Raw genomic sequence first — 18,169 nt, forward strand, 5'->3', positions numbered from 1 at the left:
GCAGCGCTGAGCGGGACGTTCTTGTGAGGACCGCACGGAGTATCGGTGTGCTGCCCCGCCTGGCCGGCCGGCGGGAGATGCCCACAGCTCGCGGAGGATCAGGCAAAGGCCTCGATCGGCGGGCACGAGCACACCAGGTTACGGTCACCGAACGCACCGTCGATGCGGCGCACGGGCGGCCATACCTTCGGCCGGAAGCCCTTGCCCAGCGGGTAGGCGGCCTGCTCGCGCGTGTACGGGTGCTTCCAGTCGTCGACCAGCAGGCACTCGGCGGTGTGCGGAGCATTGTGCAGCGGGTTGTCATCCGCCGGCCAGTCCCCGGAACCGACCTGGTCGATCTCGGCCTTGATCGCGATCATCGCGGCGATGAAGGCGTCGACCTCGGTCAGGCTCTCGCTCTCGGTGGGCTCGACCATCAGCGTGCCGGCCACTGGGAAGCTCATGGTGGGCGCGTGGAAACCGTAGTCCGCCAAGCGCTTCGCCACGTCGTCGACTGTGACACCGGTCGCCTTGGTGATGGCCCGCAGATCCAGGATGCACTCGTGAGCGACCATGCCGTTCTCGCCGGTGTAGAGCACCGGGTAGTGCTCGTCGAGGCGGCGGGCGATGTAGTTGGCCGACGCGATCGCGGTCAGCGTCGCGGCCCGCAGACCGGCGGCGCCCATCATCCGGATGTACGCCCACGTGATCGGCAGGATGGACGCCGAGCCGTACGGCGCCGCCGAGACGGTGTTGGCGTCGCCGAGCTCAGCGGCCAGCGGGTGGCCCGGCAGGTACGGCGCGAGGTGTGAGCGCACCGCCACCGGACCGACACCGGGACCACCACCGCCGTGCGGGATACAGAAGGTCTTGTGCAGGTTCAGGTGGCTGACGTCGCCGCCGAACTTGCCGGGGCGGGCCAGGCCGACGATCGCGTTGAGGTTGGCGCCGTCGACATAGACCTGGCCGCCGGCATCGTGCACCGCCGCGCAGATATCGGCGACGTCCTGCTCGTAGACGCCGTGCGTGGACGGGTACGTGATCATCAGCGCAGCCAGGTCACTGGCGTGCTCGGCAATCTTGGCGCGCAGGTCGTCCAGGTCGACGTCGCCGTTCTCGCGGCACGCCACCACGACGACCTTCATGCCGGCCATGGCGGCCGACGCGGCGTTGGTGCCGTGCGCACTGGACGGGATCAGGCAGATGTTGCGCCCGGCTTCGCCGCGGGCCTCGTGGTAGGCGCGGATGGCCAGCAGGCCGGCGTACTCGCCCTGCGATCCGGCGTTGGGCTGCAGCGAGACCGAGTCGTAGCCGGTGATGCTGACCAGCCAGGACTCGACGTCGGCGATCAGCTTACGCAGGCCCGGGGTGTCCGAAGCCGGGGCGAACGGATGCTGCTGGGCGAACTCGGTCCAGGTGATGGGCTCCATCTCGGCGGCCGCGTTGAGCTTCATGGTGCACGAGCCCAGCGGGATCATGCTGCGGTCCAGCGCGATGTCCTTGTCGGCGAGCGAGCGCAGGTAACGCATCATCTCGGTCTCCGTGCGGTACCGCGAGAACGCCGGGTGCGTGAGGAATTCCGAAGTGCGGGTGTGGATTTCCGGGCCATCCCAGTGCTGGCCGCCACGGGTCGCACCGAACGCCGAGAGCACCGCGTCGACATGGTCGGCCGTGGTCGCCTCGTCGCACGACACCGAGATGTGGTCGGCATCGACCAGCCAGACGTTGATACCGCGTTCCTTGGCGGCCGCCTGCACGTCCTCGGCGCGGCCCGGGACGCGGGCCAGCACGGTATCGAAGAATGCGGAATGCACGACCTCGACCCCGGCCTCCTTCAGCCCCATGGCCACCGCGAGCGCGTGACCGTGCACCCGGTGCGCGATCGCGGTCAGCCCGCGCGGCCCGTGGTAGCTGGCGTACATCGCGGCGATCACCGCGAGCAGCACCTGGGCGGTACAGATGTTGCTGGTGGCCCGGTCGCGGCGGATGTGCTGTTCGCGGGTCTGCAGGCTCAATCTGTACGCTGGCGCACCGTCACTGTCCACCGAGACGCCGACCAGACGTCCCGGCAGCTGACGGGCGTGCTTGCCGTGCACGGCGAGGTAACCGGCGTGCGGGCCGCCGAAGCCCATCGGCACCCCGAAACGCTGCGTGGTGCCGAAGGCGACGTCGGCGCCGATCTCCCCGGGCGGGGTGACGAGCGTCAGCGCCAGCAGGTCGGCGCCGATGGCCACGAGCGCGCCACGCTCATGGGCTTCGGAGACCAAGCCCGACCAGTCAACGACCGCGCCGCTGGCACCCGGCATCTGGACGATGACACCGAAGAATTCGCCCTCGGGCAGTCCGTCACGCAGGTCCGCGGTGACGATCTCGATGTCCAACGGTTCTGCACGGGTGGCCAGCACGGCGGCCGTCTGCGGGTAGATATCGGTGTCGACGGCCAGGCGGCGGCAGTCGCCCTTGACCGCGCGGTGCATCAGCGTCATCGCTTCCGCCGCGGCCGTGGCCTCGTCGAGCATCGAGGCGTTGGCGATCTCCATGCCGGTCAGGTCGGTGACCATGGTCTGGAAGTTGAGCAGAGCCTCCAAGCGGCCCTGGCTGATCTCCGGCTGGTACGGCGTGTAGGCCGTGTACCAGGCCGGGTTCTCGAGGATGTTGCGGCGCAGGACGGCCGGCGTCAGGGTGTCGAAGTAGCCCTGCCCGATCATCGACACCGCGACGGCGTTGGTGTCGGCCAGTGCGCGTAGCTCTGCCAGCGACTGCTCTTCGGAAGCCGGCGCGGCCAGCTCATCGAGTCCGGGGGCCAGGCCCGCACTGGACAGCGCGTCGAGGATGCCCGCGGGCAGTGCCTTGGCAGCGAGTTCTTCCAGCGAGTCGACGCCGATAACCCCGAGCATGGTGGCCACCGCATCGGCATCCGGACCGATGTGCCGGTCGACGAAGCGAAGCTGGTGGTGCTCAGCAGAGGAACGGGACGTGCTGTCGGTCATGACGGCCTCTCCAGACGTTCAGGCTCGGGCAGGCATGCCACGGAACCGCTTGCGGTTCCTCCCCCTCTGTCGTCGGTGCCTGAGAGATTCGGCCCGACGCATGCGCTGAGCGTATTTGCTCCTCGCGTGCGCAGCCTTTCCCCATGGGCGGGCGAGTCACAGCTCGCCGCTTTCCAGAGGCATCGGGCTCCGGCGCGGTCCGGGGGCCTGAGAGGTTGATGGAGAGGTATTGCTCCTTCGGCGTCCATGGCTGGCGGCCACAGAACTCTCCCGCGTCGGGACGATGCGGGCGCCAGTCTACCGGTCCGTAACCTGGCGGGAAAAAGCTAGCTTATCTTGCGGTCGCGCTGCTTGCGCCGGGATGCGAGCTCGTCCTCTGGCGCGGCGATGGACTCGCCGCCGTCGGCCCGCTCACCCGGGAAGTCGGCGATGGCGCCGGTCAGCTCACGCATGGCGCCCGAGACCGCGATGCCGAACACGCCCTGACCGCCCTGCAACAGGTCGACGACCTCCTCGGCGGACGTGCACTCGTACACCGTGGTGCCGTCCGAGAACAGCGTGATGTTGGCCAGGTCGTGGACGCCGCGCTGGCGCAGGTGATCGACCGCGACGCGGATGTTGTGCAGCGAGATCCCGGTGTCGAGCAGTCGCTTGACGATCTTGAGGACCAGGATGTCCTTGAACGAGTACAGACGCTGGCTGCCGGAGCCGGCAGCGCCGCGGATCGACGGGACGACCAGCGAGGTGCGGGCCCAGTAGTCGAGCTGGCGGTAGGTGATGCCGGCGATCTGGCAGGCACTCGGCCCGCGGTAGCCGACCAGTTCGTCGGGCACGGACTCGTCAGGGAACAGGCCTGCCTGCACCGGCATGGGAGCCGGCGTCGGGGCGGCCTGCTCAGGCGCGCCGTTGGTCGTCAGGTCCAACTGCTCATGACGTGGCGTGTCGTCGCCCACTGCCTGGTCCTCTCGCCGATCGAACTAACCTGCCTGGCGGCCACTGCTGCTCGGCGGGCATGTCCGCTGCTCGAATGTGTCGAGCATACGCTTCCCGCCGGGCCGCTTCAGCCCATCGGCGGTGAGCCGCAGGCCGAACTGTTGCCAGAACGAGGAAAGTATGTGGCGCAGATTCATCGAATCTGCAAACGGCGCACCGCGTGTCGACGCCTGCTGACCTAACTGAGATGCATCCGTGACAACGTCCGCCCGGGCGTTCGGAGGGCCGCTCTGTGTCCGGCCTACGTGGCCTTGAAATCGTCCGGAGAAATGCTGTCGAGGAACTCCTTGAACTTCTCGACCTCGTCTTCGCGCACCGGGCCGGACGAATCTTCATCGCCCTCGTCGGGGATCAGCAGACCGGCTTCGGCGAGCACCGCTTCCTCGACGTAGATCGGCACGCCCATCCGTAGGGCGATGGCCACCGAGTCCGACGGCCGCGCCGACACCGTGATGTCGCGGTCGAACACCAGGTCGGCGTAGAAGGTGCCTTCCTGCAGATCCACGATGCGCACCTCACGCAATGAATGGCCAAGCGCGGCAATCAAATCGCGGATCAAGTCGTGTGTCAGGGGCCGAGCCGGCGAGACGCCCTGCTGCTCCAGCGCAATGGCCGCAGCCTCGGACTGGCCGATCCAGATCGGCAGATAACGGTCACCGTCGGATTCGCGGAGCAACAGCACGGGCTGGTTCTGCGGCTGCTCCACTCGAATGCCGACCACACGAACCTCGCCCATCTGCGTCTGCCCTCCGCAATCCGTGTGCCATCAACGAATTCGAGTCTAGTCCTCAGCGATCGAGAACGTCGCGCACCGCAGACTTGATCAGTGAGGTGTGCAGCGTGATGGCGAGCGCGGCGACCTCACGGGCCAGTTCGTCGGCCCGGTCGCGGGCGCCGGCGTTGCCGGCCTTGCCGATGGGCCCGGCGATCTGGGCGATCAGGTCGGACTGCCGGTCGGCGGCGGACCGGAAGGCCCGCAGGTGCCGGGGCTCGACGCCGTATTCGCCCAGGGCGTGGGCGCACTGCGCGATGACGACGGCGTGTTCGTCGAAGAATCCAGCCGGGCCGGGGATGATCACGCCGCTCTTGACCAGAGCGGACAGCAGTTCCGATGTGATGCCGGAACGCTGCAGCAGGTCCTCGCGGCTGAGCCGGACCTGAGCCGGCGCGACGTCAGCAGGACGGCCTGGGCCTCCGCCGTCGACGTCGAGATCGGGCACCAACTTTGGTCCGCCGTAAGCGGATCCGCCCTCCGGCAGCGCGCCGTCGGGCTGGGCGTCCAGCTGCGCCTTGATGACCTTCAGCGGCAGGTACTGATCGCGCTGCGCCGACAGGATGAACCGCAGCCGGGCGCAGTCGTAGGCCGTAAAACGACGGTAGCCCGACCCAGTGCGCTCGGGCGTGACCAAACCCTGTTCCTCCAGGAACCGGATCTTGGAGATCGTCACATCCGGGAAGTCGGGCCGGAGCAGATCGAACACCGCTCCGATCGACATCCCGGCCACTGCACTGCGGTCGGGCTGCGTCATGGACTGACCGCCGGCTCTAACCAGCCGAGCTGTCGTCGGTCTTGGGGCCGGTCAGGAACACGAGGCGGAACTTGCCGATCTGGACCTCGTCGCCGTTGGCCAGCACCGCCGAGTCGACGGGCTCGCGGTTGACGTAGGTGCCGTTGAGGCTGCCGACGTCCACCACCTGGAACTCACCGGACTCGAGCCGGAACTCGGCGTGCCGACGGCTGACCGTCACATCGTCGAGGAAGATGTCGCTGTCGGGATGACGGCCCGCCGAGGTGCTCGGCTGATCCAGCAGGAATCGCGAGCCGGCATTCGGCCCGCGCTTGACCACCAGGAGGGCCGAGCCCACCGGCAGTCCTTCCACTCCGGAGACGGCACTGGTGCCGCTCGTCGAAGCCGGGGCGTCGAGCTCATTGAGGAAGTCCGCTCGGAAGACCGACGTGGTCTCCACCGTTGCCTCCTCGGAGCCGAAACCGGTCCCCGAACCGCTGTCGTTATCCGTCACGCGCTGCTCCTCTACTGGCTGCTGTGGCGCTCTTTTGCACGACCAGCCGGCAAGTGCTGCCAGCAGTCATCGATGTCGCATACGTCCCACTATTGACCGTACCGCGCGGCGCGGGCCAGTGTGCCCGCCACCGCCGGATCCGCCGAGCCGACTTTGGTGTCGCCGCGGCCGAACCGGACCGCAGCACCCTAACAAAGGTGTTACTCGTCCAGGGTCGCCCGGTAGCCGTCCGCATCGAGCAGACCGGCGAGCTGGCCGTCCAGTTCGGCCGCATCGGCCTGCAGTTCGATGAGCCATCCGGCGGCGTACGGATCGGAGTTGACCAGGTCCGGCGAGCCTTCCAGATCACCGTTGACCGCAACGATTTTCGCCGCGATCGGGGCGTACAGCTCCGAGGTGGTCTTGGGCGATTCGACCTCACCGAACACGTCACCGGCGGCCACGGTGGCGCCGACTTCGGGCAGGTCGACGTAGACCACGTCACCCAGCGCGCCCTGCGCGAAATCGGTGATCCCGACCCGCACGGTGCCCTCGCCGGTGCGGCGCACCCATTCGTGCTCGGTGGTGTACAGCAGATCGGCTGGCGTTTCGCTCACGACGCTCCTTGAGTGTTGGTGGGGTACATAGGATACGGCTCGACGATGACGGCCCGGCGCCTACTTGACAGGCTGAGCGTATTGGCGCGGTTTCGGTTGCCGCAACGCGGTGACGTCGATCGTGTCGGCCTGTTGCACGGTCATTGTGCCGCCCACCCGCTTCACACTGTCCATCGCCCCGCCTGGGATGTTCATCGCAGCCGCCAGCGTCGGCGGATCACCAATGGCGAGAATGGAATAGGGCGGATTGATGGTCACGTTGTCGACCACCAGCGCGCCCGCGGTACCGGTCACCCAGGTGTCGACGCCGACCCGGACCGCGGTCTGCTGGTCGCCGCGTCCCGAGCGGATCTCCATGGCCTCGGCGCCGGCGGCGCGCAACTCGTTGATGACGTCGAGCAAGGTCTCCGGCGACACGCCGGGGGCGATGTCCTCGATGGTGATCGTGACGCCGGGGCCGGTGGCCGCGACGGTCCCGATCAGGATCGACAGGGCACGCAGCCGCGCCTGAGCGCCCTCTATGGCGGCTTGGTCGTTGTTGCCCGACGCCTGCAAAGACGACAGCGTCTTCTGGAGGTCGGCCACCTCGGTGCCCAGCGCCGCCTCGCGCTGTTGCAGGGAGTCGAGCAGCACCAGCAGGTCGGCCGGCCGCGCGGTGTCGAGGGCGTCACCCGACTCGGTCTGCCGCACCTGCGTCGCGATCGCCACCCCGAGCAGCACGCACAGCAGTACCGCCAGCGCGCCGAACATCAGCTGGGACCGGGTGCGCGGCGGCCGCGCCGGAACGCCGTCGGGCAGCTCGTGCCGGCCATGATGTTCGGCCGCGGGCTCCCCCGCCTGTTGCTCGTCGTCAGCCATGGTGTTCCGCCGTCACGCGCCGAACAGCCTGCGGCGCAGGGCCGCCGCGTTGCCGAAGATTCGGATTCCGAGCACCACGATGATCGCGGTGGACAGCTGCGTGCCGACACCGAGTTGGTCGCCGACGTAAACGATCACCGCGGCGACCAGGACGTTGAAGACGAATGAGATGACGAAGACCTTGGCATCGAAAATCCGCTCCAGGTAGGCCCGCAGTCCCCCGAACACCGCGTCCAGCGCCGCCACGACAGCGATGGGTAGGTACGGCTGGACCGCTTCCGGCACGCTGGGGTGGAAGATCAATCCCACCACGATGCCGACCACCAGTGCGGCAATGCCGATCATGTGTGCACCCTCAATTCGGCCCCAATCACTTCTGTCCGCTCACTTCGGCCCACTTTGCCTGGCGAAGTTGACGTCTCGTACCGATGCGGCCGACACCGTGAGGTGGTCCCGGGTCTGGACGCTGATCCCCACTCCGTACGACTGGGCGAGCAGCGTCAGCCGCTGCATCGCGGGAGTGTGTTCGAACACCTCCTGCATGGCGTGCGGCGGCCCGATGGCGACGACCACATAGGGGCTGGCCACCGGCTGGTTGTCGACGAGGATGCCACCGCCGGCCTGCCGCATGGTCACGTTGGGCCCGACCCGCACGCCGCCGACGGACACCGCCTCGGCGCCGGCCGCCCACAACGAATTGACGGCCAGTTGGAGGTCCCGGTCGAGGATGATCTGCGGGCTCCCGGCAACGCGCTGCTTGGACACGTCGGAGAGGTTCGGGCTCGGCGGAGGCTCGGTGACGGTCACGGTGAGACCCGGACCGGCCACCGCCGTCGCCCCAGCACTGAACTCGGAACCCTCCAGGGCCTCCAGCAGCCGGCGGCCCGTCTCGTCGCCCGCCAACCGGCTGCGGCGCGCGGCCTCCACCTGGCCGGCCAGTGCGTCGCGGTTCGCGGTGCTGTCCCGGGTCCGCCCTTCGGCGGTCCGCGCGTTGGCGGACAAGACATGTTGGGTCTGGGTGGTGGCCGGGGCCATCGACACCGCGTGCTGCGCCGCGGCCACGAACACCACCGACACCGCGGCGACACCGACCAGCAGCCAGGCGCCGTCGGCAAGCCGGGAGCGGCGCCGTCGTGCACTCTCGCCGGCCGCCTTGCGGCGCTCGGCCGCGGCGGCATACCCGGGGTCCAGGTGATCGGTGAGCAGCGAGCGCAGCAGCGACGGCACCGGAATCCGAGCCGGCTCGTCGGCGACGTGACTGTTGCGGCCGGCCTCCGGCCGGTAGCCGCCCAGCGCCCGGTCCTGGGGTGTCTTGGCTTCAGTCACGCCGCAACCCTCGCCACCGGCGGCAGCTGCCGCAGCACCATGGACACCTGGATCAGGTACAGCGCGCCGGACCACAGATACATGGCCATGCCCCACACCAGGAAAGCCCAGCCGCAGGCCAGCACCACCCGGCTCCAGACGTCCGGCCACTGCCCCAGCAGCACCAGTGGGAATCCCGACATCAGCGCGAAGGTCGCGGCCTTGCCGATGTAGGTGACCGGCAGCGCCGTCAGCCCACGGCCGCGCAGCAACGGCAGCGTCGCCGCCAGCACCAGGTCGCGGCCGATCAGCGTGAGCACGAACCACCACGGCACGACGTGTGCGATGGCCAGCGCGACCGGCACGATCAGCATGTAGATCCGGTCGACCAGCGGGTCCAGCAGCTCGCCCAGCCGGGACGACTGGTTCGGCACCAGGCGCGCGATCTTGCCGTCGGCCCAGTCGGAGAAGCCGCTGAACATCAGGATTGCGACGGCCCAGCCGCCCGCGTGCGCCGAGAGCAGCAGGTACAGGAACACCGGGACCAGCAGCAGCCGCAACACGCTGAGCGCGTTGGGAATCGTCAGCACCCGGTCGCCCGCGTCGGCGTCGAGATTCAGACGAGTTCCGCAGGCAGCTTCCGCGTCCATGTGCGGTCCGCCTCCGGCATCTCGCGGCTGGTCCATAGGGCTAAACCTAACGGAATACCCCGGGCAGGCTCAGCGCTGCCATCGTGTCGTCGGCCAGTGGGTTGTCGTGAATCATGTAGGTCCACGTCGACGTCGGGCGGGCCAGCTTGGACAGATCCAGACCGGGCTCGTCCTCCAGCACGTTGGCGGTCTCGAAGGTCTGCTGCGCGGCCTCGATGGCGTCGGCCGCCAGCGAGGCGAACGCGTCGACCGCCATGCGGTGGAACTCGTCGAGCGGGTCCTGCCGTCCCAGCGCCCGCAGGTGGATGCTCTCGCGGATGTCGGACAGGTAGGCCAGGTGGTCGGCCCAGCCACGGTCCAGGTGGTACAGCATGATCATCCGGCAGATGCGCTCGAGCTCGTCCTCGACGCCCGCTTCCCCAATCTGGCCGGCCAGTTCCTGGTACCGCTCCGGTGCCAGCTCCTTGAGTTCGTCGCGCGCAGTTGTGGTGCGCAGCAACGTCTCTCGGCGTTCCACGATGATCGCGCGCTGCTGCGCGGTGAGCTGGTTGTAGCGCCACGTGTTGGCGTGCACGTCCAGCAGCCGGCCCTCGGCGACGCGCTGCGCGTGCTCGAGCAGCTGGCCGGCCTTGTCGCTGATGATCCGGCCGTCCTCGTCGGTCTCCATCGGCAGCTTGTCGGGGTCCAGATGCGAGACGACGACGTCGTCCTCCCAGCTGGAGAAGAAGACCGACGAACCCGGGTCGCCCTGGCGGCCGGCGCGCCCGCGCAGCTGGTTGTCGAGGCGCTCGGTGTGGTGCCGGCCGGTGCCGATGACGTGCAGGCCGCCGAGTTCGGCGACGGCGTCATGGTCGGCTTCGTCGGACCCGCCGAGGCGGATGTCGGTGCCGCGACCGGCCATCTGGGTGGAGACGGTGACGGTGGCGAGCTTGCCCGCCTCGGCGATGACGGCGGCCTCTTCCTCGTCGTTCTTGGCGTTCAGCACCACGGCGGGCACCCCGGCCTTGACCAGTTTCGCGTGCAGCTCTTCGGATTCGGCGACGTCCCGGGTACCGACCAGCACCGGCTGTCCGGTCTCGTGGATCTGCTGGATGTGCTCGATGATGGCCTGGTTCTTGGCGGCCGCGGTGATGTACACGCGGTCGGCCTCGTCTTCGCGGATGTTCGGCGTGTTCGGCGGAATCGGCGACACCCCGAGCCGGTAGAACTGGCGCAGCTGCTCGCCGGCGGCGAGCGCGGTACCCGTCATGCCGCACACGGTCGGGTAGCGGCCGATGAGGGCCTGCACGGTGATGGTGTCGAGCACCTCGCCCGTCTCGGTGGTCTCGATGCCTTCCTTGGCCTCGACGGCGGCCTGCAGGCCGTCGGGCCATCGCTGCAGCGACGCGATCCGGCCGCGGGACGCGTTGATCAGGTGAACGGCGTTGTCCCGCACGATGTAATGCACGTCGCGCTGCAGCAGCACGTGCGCGTGCAGGGCCACGTTGACCTCGGTCAGCGTCGTGCCGATGTGCTCTTCGGAGTACAGGTCGATGCCGCCGAGCGCCTTCTCGAGCTTGCGGGCGCCCGCGTCGGTCAGGTGCACGTTACGGCGGTCGGCGTCGGTGTCGTAGTACTGAAGCGAGTCATCAACTCGTTGGGCCGCGGTCAGCTCTCCGACCAGCCGGATGATCTCCATGCGAGGCGTCTCGCGGTGCGTGGTCCCGGCGAGCACCAGCGGCACGAGCGCCTCGTCGACCAGGACGGAGTCCGCCTCGTCGATCAGTGCGACGTCGGGCCGCGGTGACACCAGGTCGTCGACGTGGGTGACCAGCTGGTCGCGCAGTACGTCGAACCCGATCTCGTTGACCGAGGCGTAGGTGACGTCGCACTCGTAGGCGGCCCGCCGCTCCTCGGCCGCCGACTCGGCGGTGATCCAGCCGACCGTCAGCCCCATGGCCGCCAGCAGCGGCCCCATCCACTCGGCGTCGCGGCGGGCCAGGTAATCGTTGACGGAGATGACGTGCACGTGCCGGCCGGCCAGGGCGTAACCGGCCGCGGCGATCGCGCCGGCCAGGGTCTTGCCCTCACCGGTGGCCATCTCGACGACGTCGCCGGCCATCATGCGCAAGGCGCCGAGCAGCTGGACGTCGAAGGGCCGCAGGCCCGTGGTGCGCTCGGCGGCCTCGCGGGCGATGGCCAGGAACTGTGGGATGTCGGCGGAGTCGGCGAGTGCGGACAGGTCCAGCAGCTTGGCCGCCTTGGTGATCTGCTCGTCGTCCAGCCCGGCGGCCTTCTCGTCGAATTCCGCCGACGCCCGAACCTGATCCATCGATCGGTTCTGGTTCTTGTCGGTGGAAGCACCGAGCAGCTTCCAGAACTTGCTGCTCAGCCGGCCGGATTTCGCGGTGCTGGTTTTCGCCACAGGTCAAAGGTACCGGGCCGGTCCGCCGGCGCTGCGGCAACCGTCCACCTGCTCGGAGGCCGACGGAGCGCCGCTGCTTTCGTCTGCGCGCCTGTCGCAGCGCGCGCGTCAATAGAGCACGGGTACCTTGCGGGGATGGATTTGTTCACCCCGACCCTCGACTGGGGCAGTGAGCTCACGACATCGCTGTGGTGGATCGCGAAGGCCTGGCTGATCGCGGCGGTCTCGACTTTTGTGGTGCTGACCGCCATCGGCCGGTTCACGGTCTGGGGGCGACAGTTCTGGCGCATCACCGGCGACTACTTCCTCGGCCGCGACAGCATCAGGGTGTGGCTGTGGCTGGCGGCGCTGCTGCTGTCGGTGATCACTGGAGTTCGGCTCACGGTGCTTTTCAGCTATCAGAGCAACGATCTGATGACCAGCTTCCAGGTGGTGGCCTCCGGCCTCGCCGGCCATGACCAGACGGTGAAGAACTCGGGCGAGCACGGCTTCTGGTTGTCCATCGGCATCTTCTCGCTGCTGGCGACCATGCACGTCTGCCGCATCATGCTCGACCTGTTCATGACGCAGCGATTCATCCTCGCCTGGCGCGCCTGGCTCACCGACCGGCTCACCGGCGACTGGCTGGACGGCAAGGCGTATTACCGGTCCCGCTTCATCGACGACACGATCGACAACCCGGATCAGCGCATCCAGAGCGACATCGACATCTTCACCGCGGGGGTGGGCCCGCTGCCCAACACGCCGAACAACATGTCGACGTCCACTCTGCTGTTCGGCGCCATCAACGCGATTGCGTCGATGCTGTCGTTCACCGCGATTCTGTGGAATCTCTCCGGCACCCTGACCCTCGGCGGGATCTCGATCCCGAAGGCGATGTTCTGGATCGGACTGGGTTACGTGCTGATCGCGTCGATCATCGCCTTCTGGATCGGCCGGCCGATCATCTGGCTGTCGTTCGACAACGAACGCTTCAACGCAGCCTTCCGCTACGCGCTGGTGCGCATGCGCGATGCGGCCGAAGCCGTCGCTTTCTACCACGGTGAGATCGCCGAACGGACGGGCCTGCGCCGGCTGTTCGCCCCCGTCGTGGCCAACTACAAGCGGTACGTCAACCGGATGATCGGGTTCAACGGCTGGAACCTCTCGATGAGCCAGATCATCGTGCCGTTGCCCTACATCCTCCAGTTCCCGCGGTTCCTGGCCGGCGAGATCAAGCTGGGCGACATGAACCAGACCGCGTCGGCCTTCGGCAGCATCCAAGACGGCCTGTCCTTCTTCCGAAACGCCTACGACCAGTTCGCCGGTTACCGGGCCGCGATCATCCGTCTGCACGGTCTCGTGACGGCGAACGACGCCGCACGGCACCTGCCCGAGATCACCACCGAGGACTGCCCCGACCACACCATCACGTTGCAGAACGTCACGGTGAGCACGCCGGACGGCCGCGAACTCATCGCACCCCTGGATCTGTGCCTCTACCCAGGCGAAGCACTGGTGGTCACCGGGCGCTCTGGCGCCGGCAAGACAACCCTGCTGCGCAGTCTGGCCAAGATGTGGCCCTTCTGCAGCGGCACCATGCGCTCGCCGCAGGACGAGAACGAGACACTGTTCCTGTCCCAGTTGCCCTATGTGCCACTGGGTGATCTGCGCGCGGTGGTGTCTTACCCGGGCAAGGTCGGCGCTCACACCGACGCCGAATTGCAGGAAGTCCTGGGCAAGGTCGCGCTGCCGCATCTGGCGAACCGCCTCGACGAGGTCGACGACTGGGCCAAGGTGCTCTCCCCCGGCGAGCAGCAGCGCGTCGCCTTCGCGCGGGTACTGCTGACCCGGCCGAAGGCCGTGTTCTTCGACGAGTCCACCTCAGCCCTCGACGAGGGCCTGGAAATGATGCTGTACCAACTGGTCCGGACCGAACTGCCGGACACCACCGTGGTCAGCGTCAGCCACCGCAGCACCGTCGAGCAGCACCACCAGCAGGAGCTGGAGCTGCTGGGCGACGGCAACTGGCGGCTCACCCGAATCGACGACGGGGACAGCGCGCCCGCCCCCGTCTAGCAAATCATCTTGCCGCGGCGTGGGCTCCGGCCCGTCGGCCGAAGAACGACCCTTCGCCCAACTGGGTGCCACTGGCATAGCCCTTGCCATCCTGCGCGATGTTCGAAGCGCACGCACCCGCGGCGTACAGACCCGGGACAGCGGTACCGTCTTCGCGGAGCACTTCACCATCGACGCTGACCGACAGGCCACCCATGGTGAATCCGGAGTAGAGCGCGCGGCCGAGCGAGAGGTCGAATGCCGCCCACGGCCCATTGTCCTGGGCCGCAACGTAATCCGGCTGCTTGTGGAAGTCGGGGTCCTCGCCCGCGGCGGCGTTGGCGTTATAACGCTCGAGTGTCGCGGCCAGGTTTCCGGCCGGAATACCCAGCGCCTCTTCCATTTCCGCGATCGTCTCCCAGCCGTCGATGAACCGGATGAGCGGCATCGCCGGCATCTCGGTGTGCGCCTCGTCCACGATCAGATAGGCCACCTGGTCGGGCTGCTCGAGTACGAAAGCCGAAGTGCGCGAATGGTAGGAGTCCTCGTTGACGAAGCGCTGGCCGCTGGAGTTGACGATGACGCCGGTGAGCAGGATCTCCGGCGGGTAGGCGGCGGCAGTGATGAACAGCTGGTCCAGGTTCTTGGCGACGCCGCCGGCGGACACGCCGAGCTTGATGCCCAGCCCGTCGTCGTTCGGGTTGCCCAGGATGTAGGGCTCAACTTCGCCGTGGTGCTTGGTCTTTCGCTTCTGACCGAGCGCCGGCGTGTGTTCTGCGACCATCTCGGGGTTCATCGCGAAACCGCCGGCCGCGATGATCACCGCGCCGGCCTTGACCGCGCCCGTCACACCGAAGTTCTTCCAGCGGACGCCGACCACGGCACCCTGGTCGTCCACGACGAGGGTGGTCGCGCCGGTTTCGTAGCGAATCTCGACGCCGAGCTCGTCGGCGCGTTTCAGCAACAGCTTGATGACCATGTCCGCGCCGCCCAATTCACCCGGCACCGGTACTGAATGGCCACGGGGTGCGGCGATGGCCTGCTCGCAGAACGGCCATACCTTCTCGTTGCCGGTGTAGGACAGGCCCTCGGTGCCCGGCGGCACCACGACCTTGCCTGGGTAGTAGCTGCGCTCGAACTGAAAACCCAAGTCCTCCAACCAGTTGAAGTGCTCGACACTGCCGTCGCAGTAGGCGCGGATCTTGTCGTGCTCAGGGTCATGGGCGACGGCCACCAGGTACTTGTACATCTCGTCGGCGGTGTCATCGTGACCCGTGGCCTGCTGCACCGCGGTGCCGCCACCCAGGTAGAAATGACCGCCGGCCATGGACGTCGTGCCGCCCGCGGCGGCCGCCTTCTCCAGCACCAGCACCTTGGCGCCGGCGGCGGCAGCGCTCACCGCGGCACAGCCTCCGGCGATACCGAAGCCGATCACCACTACGTCGGCCTCGTCGGACCATTCGGTGACGTCGACGGCGTCGACGGTCTCGGGCACTGTTTGCATCGTCTCTCCTGGGCCGGTCTCGGTGGCGTCCAGGGCGGTCGGACAAGCAACCTGGACACGTGTCTGATCAGTGATCGACTAGACAATAACGTCGGATGAGGACCCTGGCTAGAACGTGTTCTAGTTTTCTTCCTCACCGAGGTACGCCGATGGCAGCAGGTGTCGATGGTGCCCTCAGCGCAGGATCAACACCCGAGCACGCCGAGCAACGGTTCACCCGGAAACCACCACGCGACGCACTCGCACTTCCACGCCCCTAGCGCAGGGTTAGCGCGGGCAGGGCCCGGTCAGCTGCCGGCAGCCTGCTGCACCACGGCGTCACCGGTCTGCTGATCGGTCGCGCTCCACGAGACCGCCGCGGGGAAATGCCCCCACGTGCTGTTGAAGACGCCCACCAGGACCGCCCGGTTGTCCGGGGTGATGGTGTAGACCGGGCCGCCGGAGTCACCCTTCTGGCTGACGATGCCGCCCGCCATGGTGAACCAGCCGTTGTTCACCGCGTCGACGGTGCCGCACGTCTCGCCGGTGACGACGCCGAAATGGCAGACCGGTTCGCCTCGCTGCGGATTCACCGCGGGATCGGTGACCAGTACCCGGCCTCCCGGCAGGATGTTGTTGACCATCACATCACCGGCGATGGTGATGGACTCCCAATCGGAGATCTGGTGGTCGGTCGCGATGGTGGCGCCGTCGGGCGTGTTGTCCCGGAACGTGATCATGGTGCCGATGAAACGGCCGTCCTTGTCGGTCACCGGGCCGTTGCCGCGGCAATGACCTGCGGTGTAGCCCGTCCGCGCGGCCGGGTCCACATAGCCCAGCGTGCAGCGCGTGGTGCCCTGGTGAATCTCCATACCCGGATACACCAGCACTCCGGGATCGGCTGATGCGACCGGCACCGGACCACCCACAACGAACAACGGCGCAGCGACCGCAGCAATCGCCGCGGCACGCAAACCCCCCACAAACATGACCTTCTCCCATCACCTCGGGACGGACGTCGCGCCAGCCTACCCCGCAAACCCGAACGAGGGACGGGAAAGCCCGCCCACGGCACTACGGGGGCCGGCCGCTCACCAGCAAACGAACTGTCCGTGAAATGCACTGGCGGCCCGAATCTTTCGACCCGGGCCGCCAGGCTCCGTCCAGATCAGGGAATGGTCAGCAACTGACCGGGCTGGATCAAGTCCGGGTTGTCGATGCCGCTGGCACCGGCAATCTCCGGGTAGCGGTTGCCGTCGCCGTAGAACTGCTCGGCGATGGCCCACAGGGTGTCGCCCGACTGGACCGTGTAGGTGCGCGCCGCGGGAGCCTCGGGCTCCGGGGCAGGCTCGGGCTCGGCGGCGACCTCGGCGGCCACCGGCTCAGCAGCCACCTCGGCGACCTCGGGCTCGGGGGCCGGCTCCGGCGCGGCCTCGACCGGCGCGGCGGGCACCTCGTCGGTGTGGGTCTCCGACGACCACTTGGCATCGTCGCCGCTATAGAGCACCAGGTTTCGGTCGTCCTGCAGCACGAGACGGACATTGTCGGCGCCCGCGGTCTGGCTGGCCCACACGGGCTTGTCCGGCGTGTACAGCACAAAGTTGCCGTCCGACTGGACCTCGGCGCGCTGGACGTCCTGCCCGTCGGTGGCGGTGGCCCATACGGACCGCTCCCCTGCGTACAACACCAGGTTGCCATCCTCCTGCAGGACCAGTCGGTAAGCACCGTTGTTCGATGTCAGCGATTGTCCGACCTCGAGCTTGTCGCCCCTCTGAAGTGTGTCACCCATGAAAGTCCGGCTCCTTTGGTTCGCGGTCCACCCTGTCGCTCTCCGACAGTACCGACGGTTCCGGGGAACGCCAGCGTTTGCACTCGCCGCAATCAAAACAGTTGGCGAACAATGAGTTATCGCGAAGAAATCACAGCGTTCCGTCAGCGTTGACAGCCTCGTCAACGAACCGGCACGGACTCCGAATCGACCGGCTGCCAACCCGGCGGACCGAAGACGTAACCCATTCGATCGCCAAACCCATTGGCTTGACGCACATCTCGTGCGATCGCGACATACTCGTGCGTCTGTAGCTTCCAGATATCGTATGTTCCAACAGGTTTGGTCAGTCCGTAATTCGGGCGCACCGTCTCGGGCGTGAAGCTACCGAACATACGATCCCAGACGATCAGTATCCCGCCGTAATTCTTGTCGAGATACTGCGCGTCCCGGCCATGGTGCACCCGATGATGTGACGGTGTATTGAAGACGTATTCGATTGGCCGCCAGAGCTTTCCGACTCGTTCGGTGTGAATCCAGTACTGGTACACCAGATTCAGCGAGAAACTGGCGAACACGACCCACGGCGGCACGCCGAGAGCCGGCAGTATCGCCTTCATCAGCAGGTCGCCGGACGGGTTCCACTTCTGCCGCAATGCGGTGGACAGGTTGAAGTACTCGCTGGAATGGTGCGCCTGGTGCGTGGCCCAGAACAGCCGCACCCGGTGGGCCATGCGGTGATAGGTGTAGTAGATCAGGTCGACGCCGAGGATCGCGATCACCCAGGTGTACCAGGCGTGGCCCGGCAGGTGCCACGGCGCGACATACACGTAGAGGGCCGCATAGCCGACCAGCGCGAGGAAATTGAGCACACCGCTGGTGAACAGCGACACCGCCCCCATCCAGATACTGGCCCAAGCGTCGGCCCGCAGGTAGGCGCCCGAGGGCGGCCGCTGCTGTTCGTCGTACGCCAGCTTGCGGGCCGCGCCCCACTCCAGCAGCAGCGCCACCACGAAGAACGGGATGGCGTATGAGACCGGGTCGTGCAACATGGTCGGCAGCACACCGGACAACAGGTCGGAAC

Annotated in this window: 16 protein-coding genes and 1 riboswitch; of the genes, 1 reads left to right on the forward strand and 15 read right to left on the reverse strand. The window is 67.5% G+C overall.

Annotated features, from left to right (window positions below; translation table 11 throughout):
* Positions 1 to 98: 98 nt before the first annotated feature.
* From gcvP to secA2, 11 genes are all read right to left on the reverse strand, one after another.
* The gene (gcvP, locus tag ACX12F_RS15285) at positions 99 to 2,969 is read right to left on the reverse strand and encodes an aminomethyl-transferring glycine dehydrogenase (protein ID WP_459365402.1); all 2,871 of its coding nucleotides are present in this window, start codon (positions 2,967 to 2,969) and stop codon (positions 99 to 101) included.
* A gap of 185 nt (positions 2,970 to 3,154) precedes the next feature.
* A riboswitch (glycine riboswitch) is annotated at positions 3,155 to 3,252 on the reverse strand.
* A 43-nt stretch (positions 3,253 to 3,295) separates the two neighbouring features.
* On the reverse strand, positions 3,296 to 3,922 hold the full coding sequence (locus tag ACX12F_RS15290) for a MerR family transcriptional regulator (protein ID WP_459365403.1): 627 nt from the start codon (positions 3,920 to 3,922) through the stop codon (positions 3,296 to 3,298).
* 281 nt (positions 3,923 to 4,203) lie between these two features.
* Positions 4,204 to 4,698 (reverse strand): bifunctional nuclease family protein, encoded by a 495-nt coding sequence (locus tag ACX12F_RS15295; RefSeq protein ID WP_459365404.1) that lies wholly within the window; start codon positions 4,696 to 4,698, stop codon positions 4,204 to 4,206.
* Between the two features lie 52 nt (positions 4,699 to 4,750).
* Complete coding sequence (ftsR, locus tag ACX12F_RS15300) at positions 4,751 to 5,491, reverse strand: transcriptional regulator FtsR (protein WP_459365405.1); 741 nt, start codon at positions 5,489 to 5,491, stop codon at positions 4,751 to 4,753.
* Between the two features lie 16 nt (positions 5,492 to 5,507).
* Entirely contained in the window at positions 5,508 to 5,984 is a 477-nt protein-coding gene (gene garA / locus ACX12F_RS15305; RefSeq protein ID WP_459365406.1) for a glycogen accumulation regulator GarA, read from the reverse strand.
* A 200-nt stretch (positions 5,985 to 6,184) separates the two neighbouring features.
* Positions 6,185 to 6,580, reverse strand: coding sequence for a glycine cleavage system protein GcvH (gene gcvH / locus ACX12F_RS15310; RefSeq protein WP_459365407.1), 396 nt, complete (start codon positions 6,578 to 6,580; stop codon positions 6,185 to 6,187).
* Between the two features lie 60 nt (positions 6,581 to 6,640).
* Positions 6,641 to 7,438: a DUF881 domain-containing protein gene (locus tag ACX12F_RS15315; protein WP_459365408.1), complete on the reverse strand. Its 798-nt coding sequence runs from the start codon at positions 7,436 to 7,438 to the stop codon at positions 6,641 to 6,643.
* A 12-nt stretch (positions 7,439 to 7,450) separates the two neighbouring features.
* Positions 7,451 to 7,783, reverse strand: coding sequence for a small basic family protein (locus ACX12F_RS15320; RefSeq protein WP_053856224.1), 333 nt, complete (start codon positions 7,781 to 7,783; stop codon positions 7,451 to 7,453).
* Positions 7,784 to 7,822: 39 nt separating this feature from the next.
* On the reverse strand, positions 7,823 to 8,764 hold the full coding sequence (locus tag ACX12F_RS15325) for a DUF881 domain-containing protein (protein WP_459365409.1): 942 nt from the start codon (positions 8,762 to 8,764) through the stop codon (positions 7,823 to 7,825).
* Positions 8,761 to 9,393: a CDP-alcohol phosphatidyltransferase family protein gene (locus ACX12F_RS15330; RefSeq protein ID WP_459370365.1), complete on the reverse strand. Its 633-nt coding sequence runs from the start codon at positions 9,391 to 9,393 to the stop codon at positions 8,761 to 8,763. The genes ACX12F_RS15325 and ACX12F_RS15330 overlap by 4 nt, the downstream gene beginning before the upstream one ends.
* A 46-nt stretch (positions 9,394 to 9,439) precedes the next feature.
* A complete protein-coding gene (gene secA2, locus ACX12F_RS15335) occupies positions 9,440 to 11,797 on the reverse strand; it encodes an accessory Sec system translocase SecA2 (RefSeq protein WP_459365410.1) in 2,358 nt (785 codons plus the stop codon).
* Positions 11,798 to 11,932: 135 nt separating this feature from the next.
* Here secA2 and ACX12F_RS15340 point away from each other — a divergent pair, with 135 nt between their 5' ends.
* Positions 11,933 to 13,855, forward strand: a complete 1,923-nt coding sequence (locus ACX12F_RS15340; RefSeq protein WP_459365411.1) for an ABC transporter ATP-binding protein/permease — start codon at positions 11,933 to 11,935, stop codon at positions 13,853 to 13,855.
* A 4-nt stretch (positions 13,856 to 13,859) separates the two neighbouring features.
* Here the strand turns inward: ACX12F_RS15340 and ACX12F_RS15345 are convergent, their stop codons facing one another.
* The 4 genes from ACX12F_RS15345 to ACX12F_RS15360 all read right to left on the reverse strand — a co-directional run bounded on the left by ACX12F_RS15345 (position 13,860) and on the right by ACX12F_RS15360 (position 18,137).
* Positions 13,860 to 15,338 carry an FAD-binding protein gene (locus tag ACX12F_RS15345; RefSeq protein WP_459365412.1) on the reverse strand — a complete coding sequence of 493 codons (1,479 nt, stop codon included), beginning with the start codon at positions 15,336 to 15,338 and terminating at the stop codon, positions 13,860 to 13,862.
* Positions 15,339 to 15,625: 287 nt separating this feature from the next.
* A complete protein-coding gene (locus ACX12F_RS15350) occupies positions 15,626 to 16,306 on the reverse strand; it encodes an Rv1815 family serine proteinase (RefSeq protein WP_459365413.1) in 681 nt (226 codons plus the stop codon).
* Positions 16,307 to 16,485: 179 nt separating this feature from the next.
* Positions 16,486 to 17,106 carry a LysM peptidoglycan-binding domain-containing protein gene (locus ACX12F_RS15355; RefSeq protein WP_459365414.1) on the reverse strand — a complete coding sequence of 207 codons (621 nt, stop codon included), beginning with the start codon at positions 17,104 to 17,106 and terminating at the stop codon, positions 16,486 to 16,488.
* Positions 17,107 to 17,267: 161 nt separating this feature from the next.
* Positions 17,268 to 18,137, reverse strand: coding sequence for a sterol desaturase family protein (locus ACX12F_RS15360; protein ID WP_459370366.1), 870 nt, complete (start codon positions 18,135 to 18,137; stop codon positions 17,268 to 17,270).
* Positions 18,138 to 18,169: the final 32 nt, after the last annotated feature.

The organism is Mycolicibacterium sp. HS_4_1 (assembly GCF_054515875.1).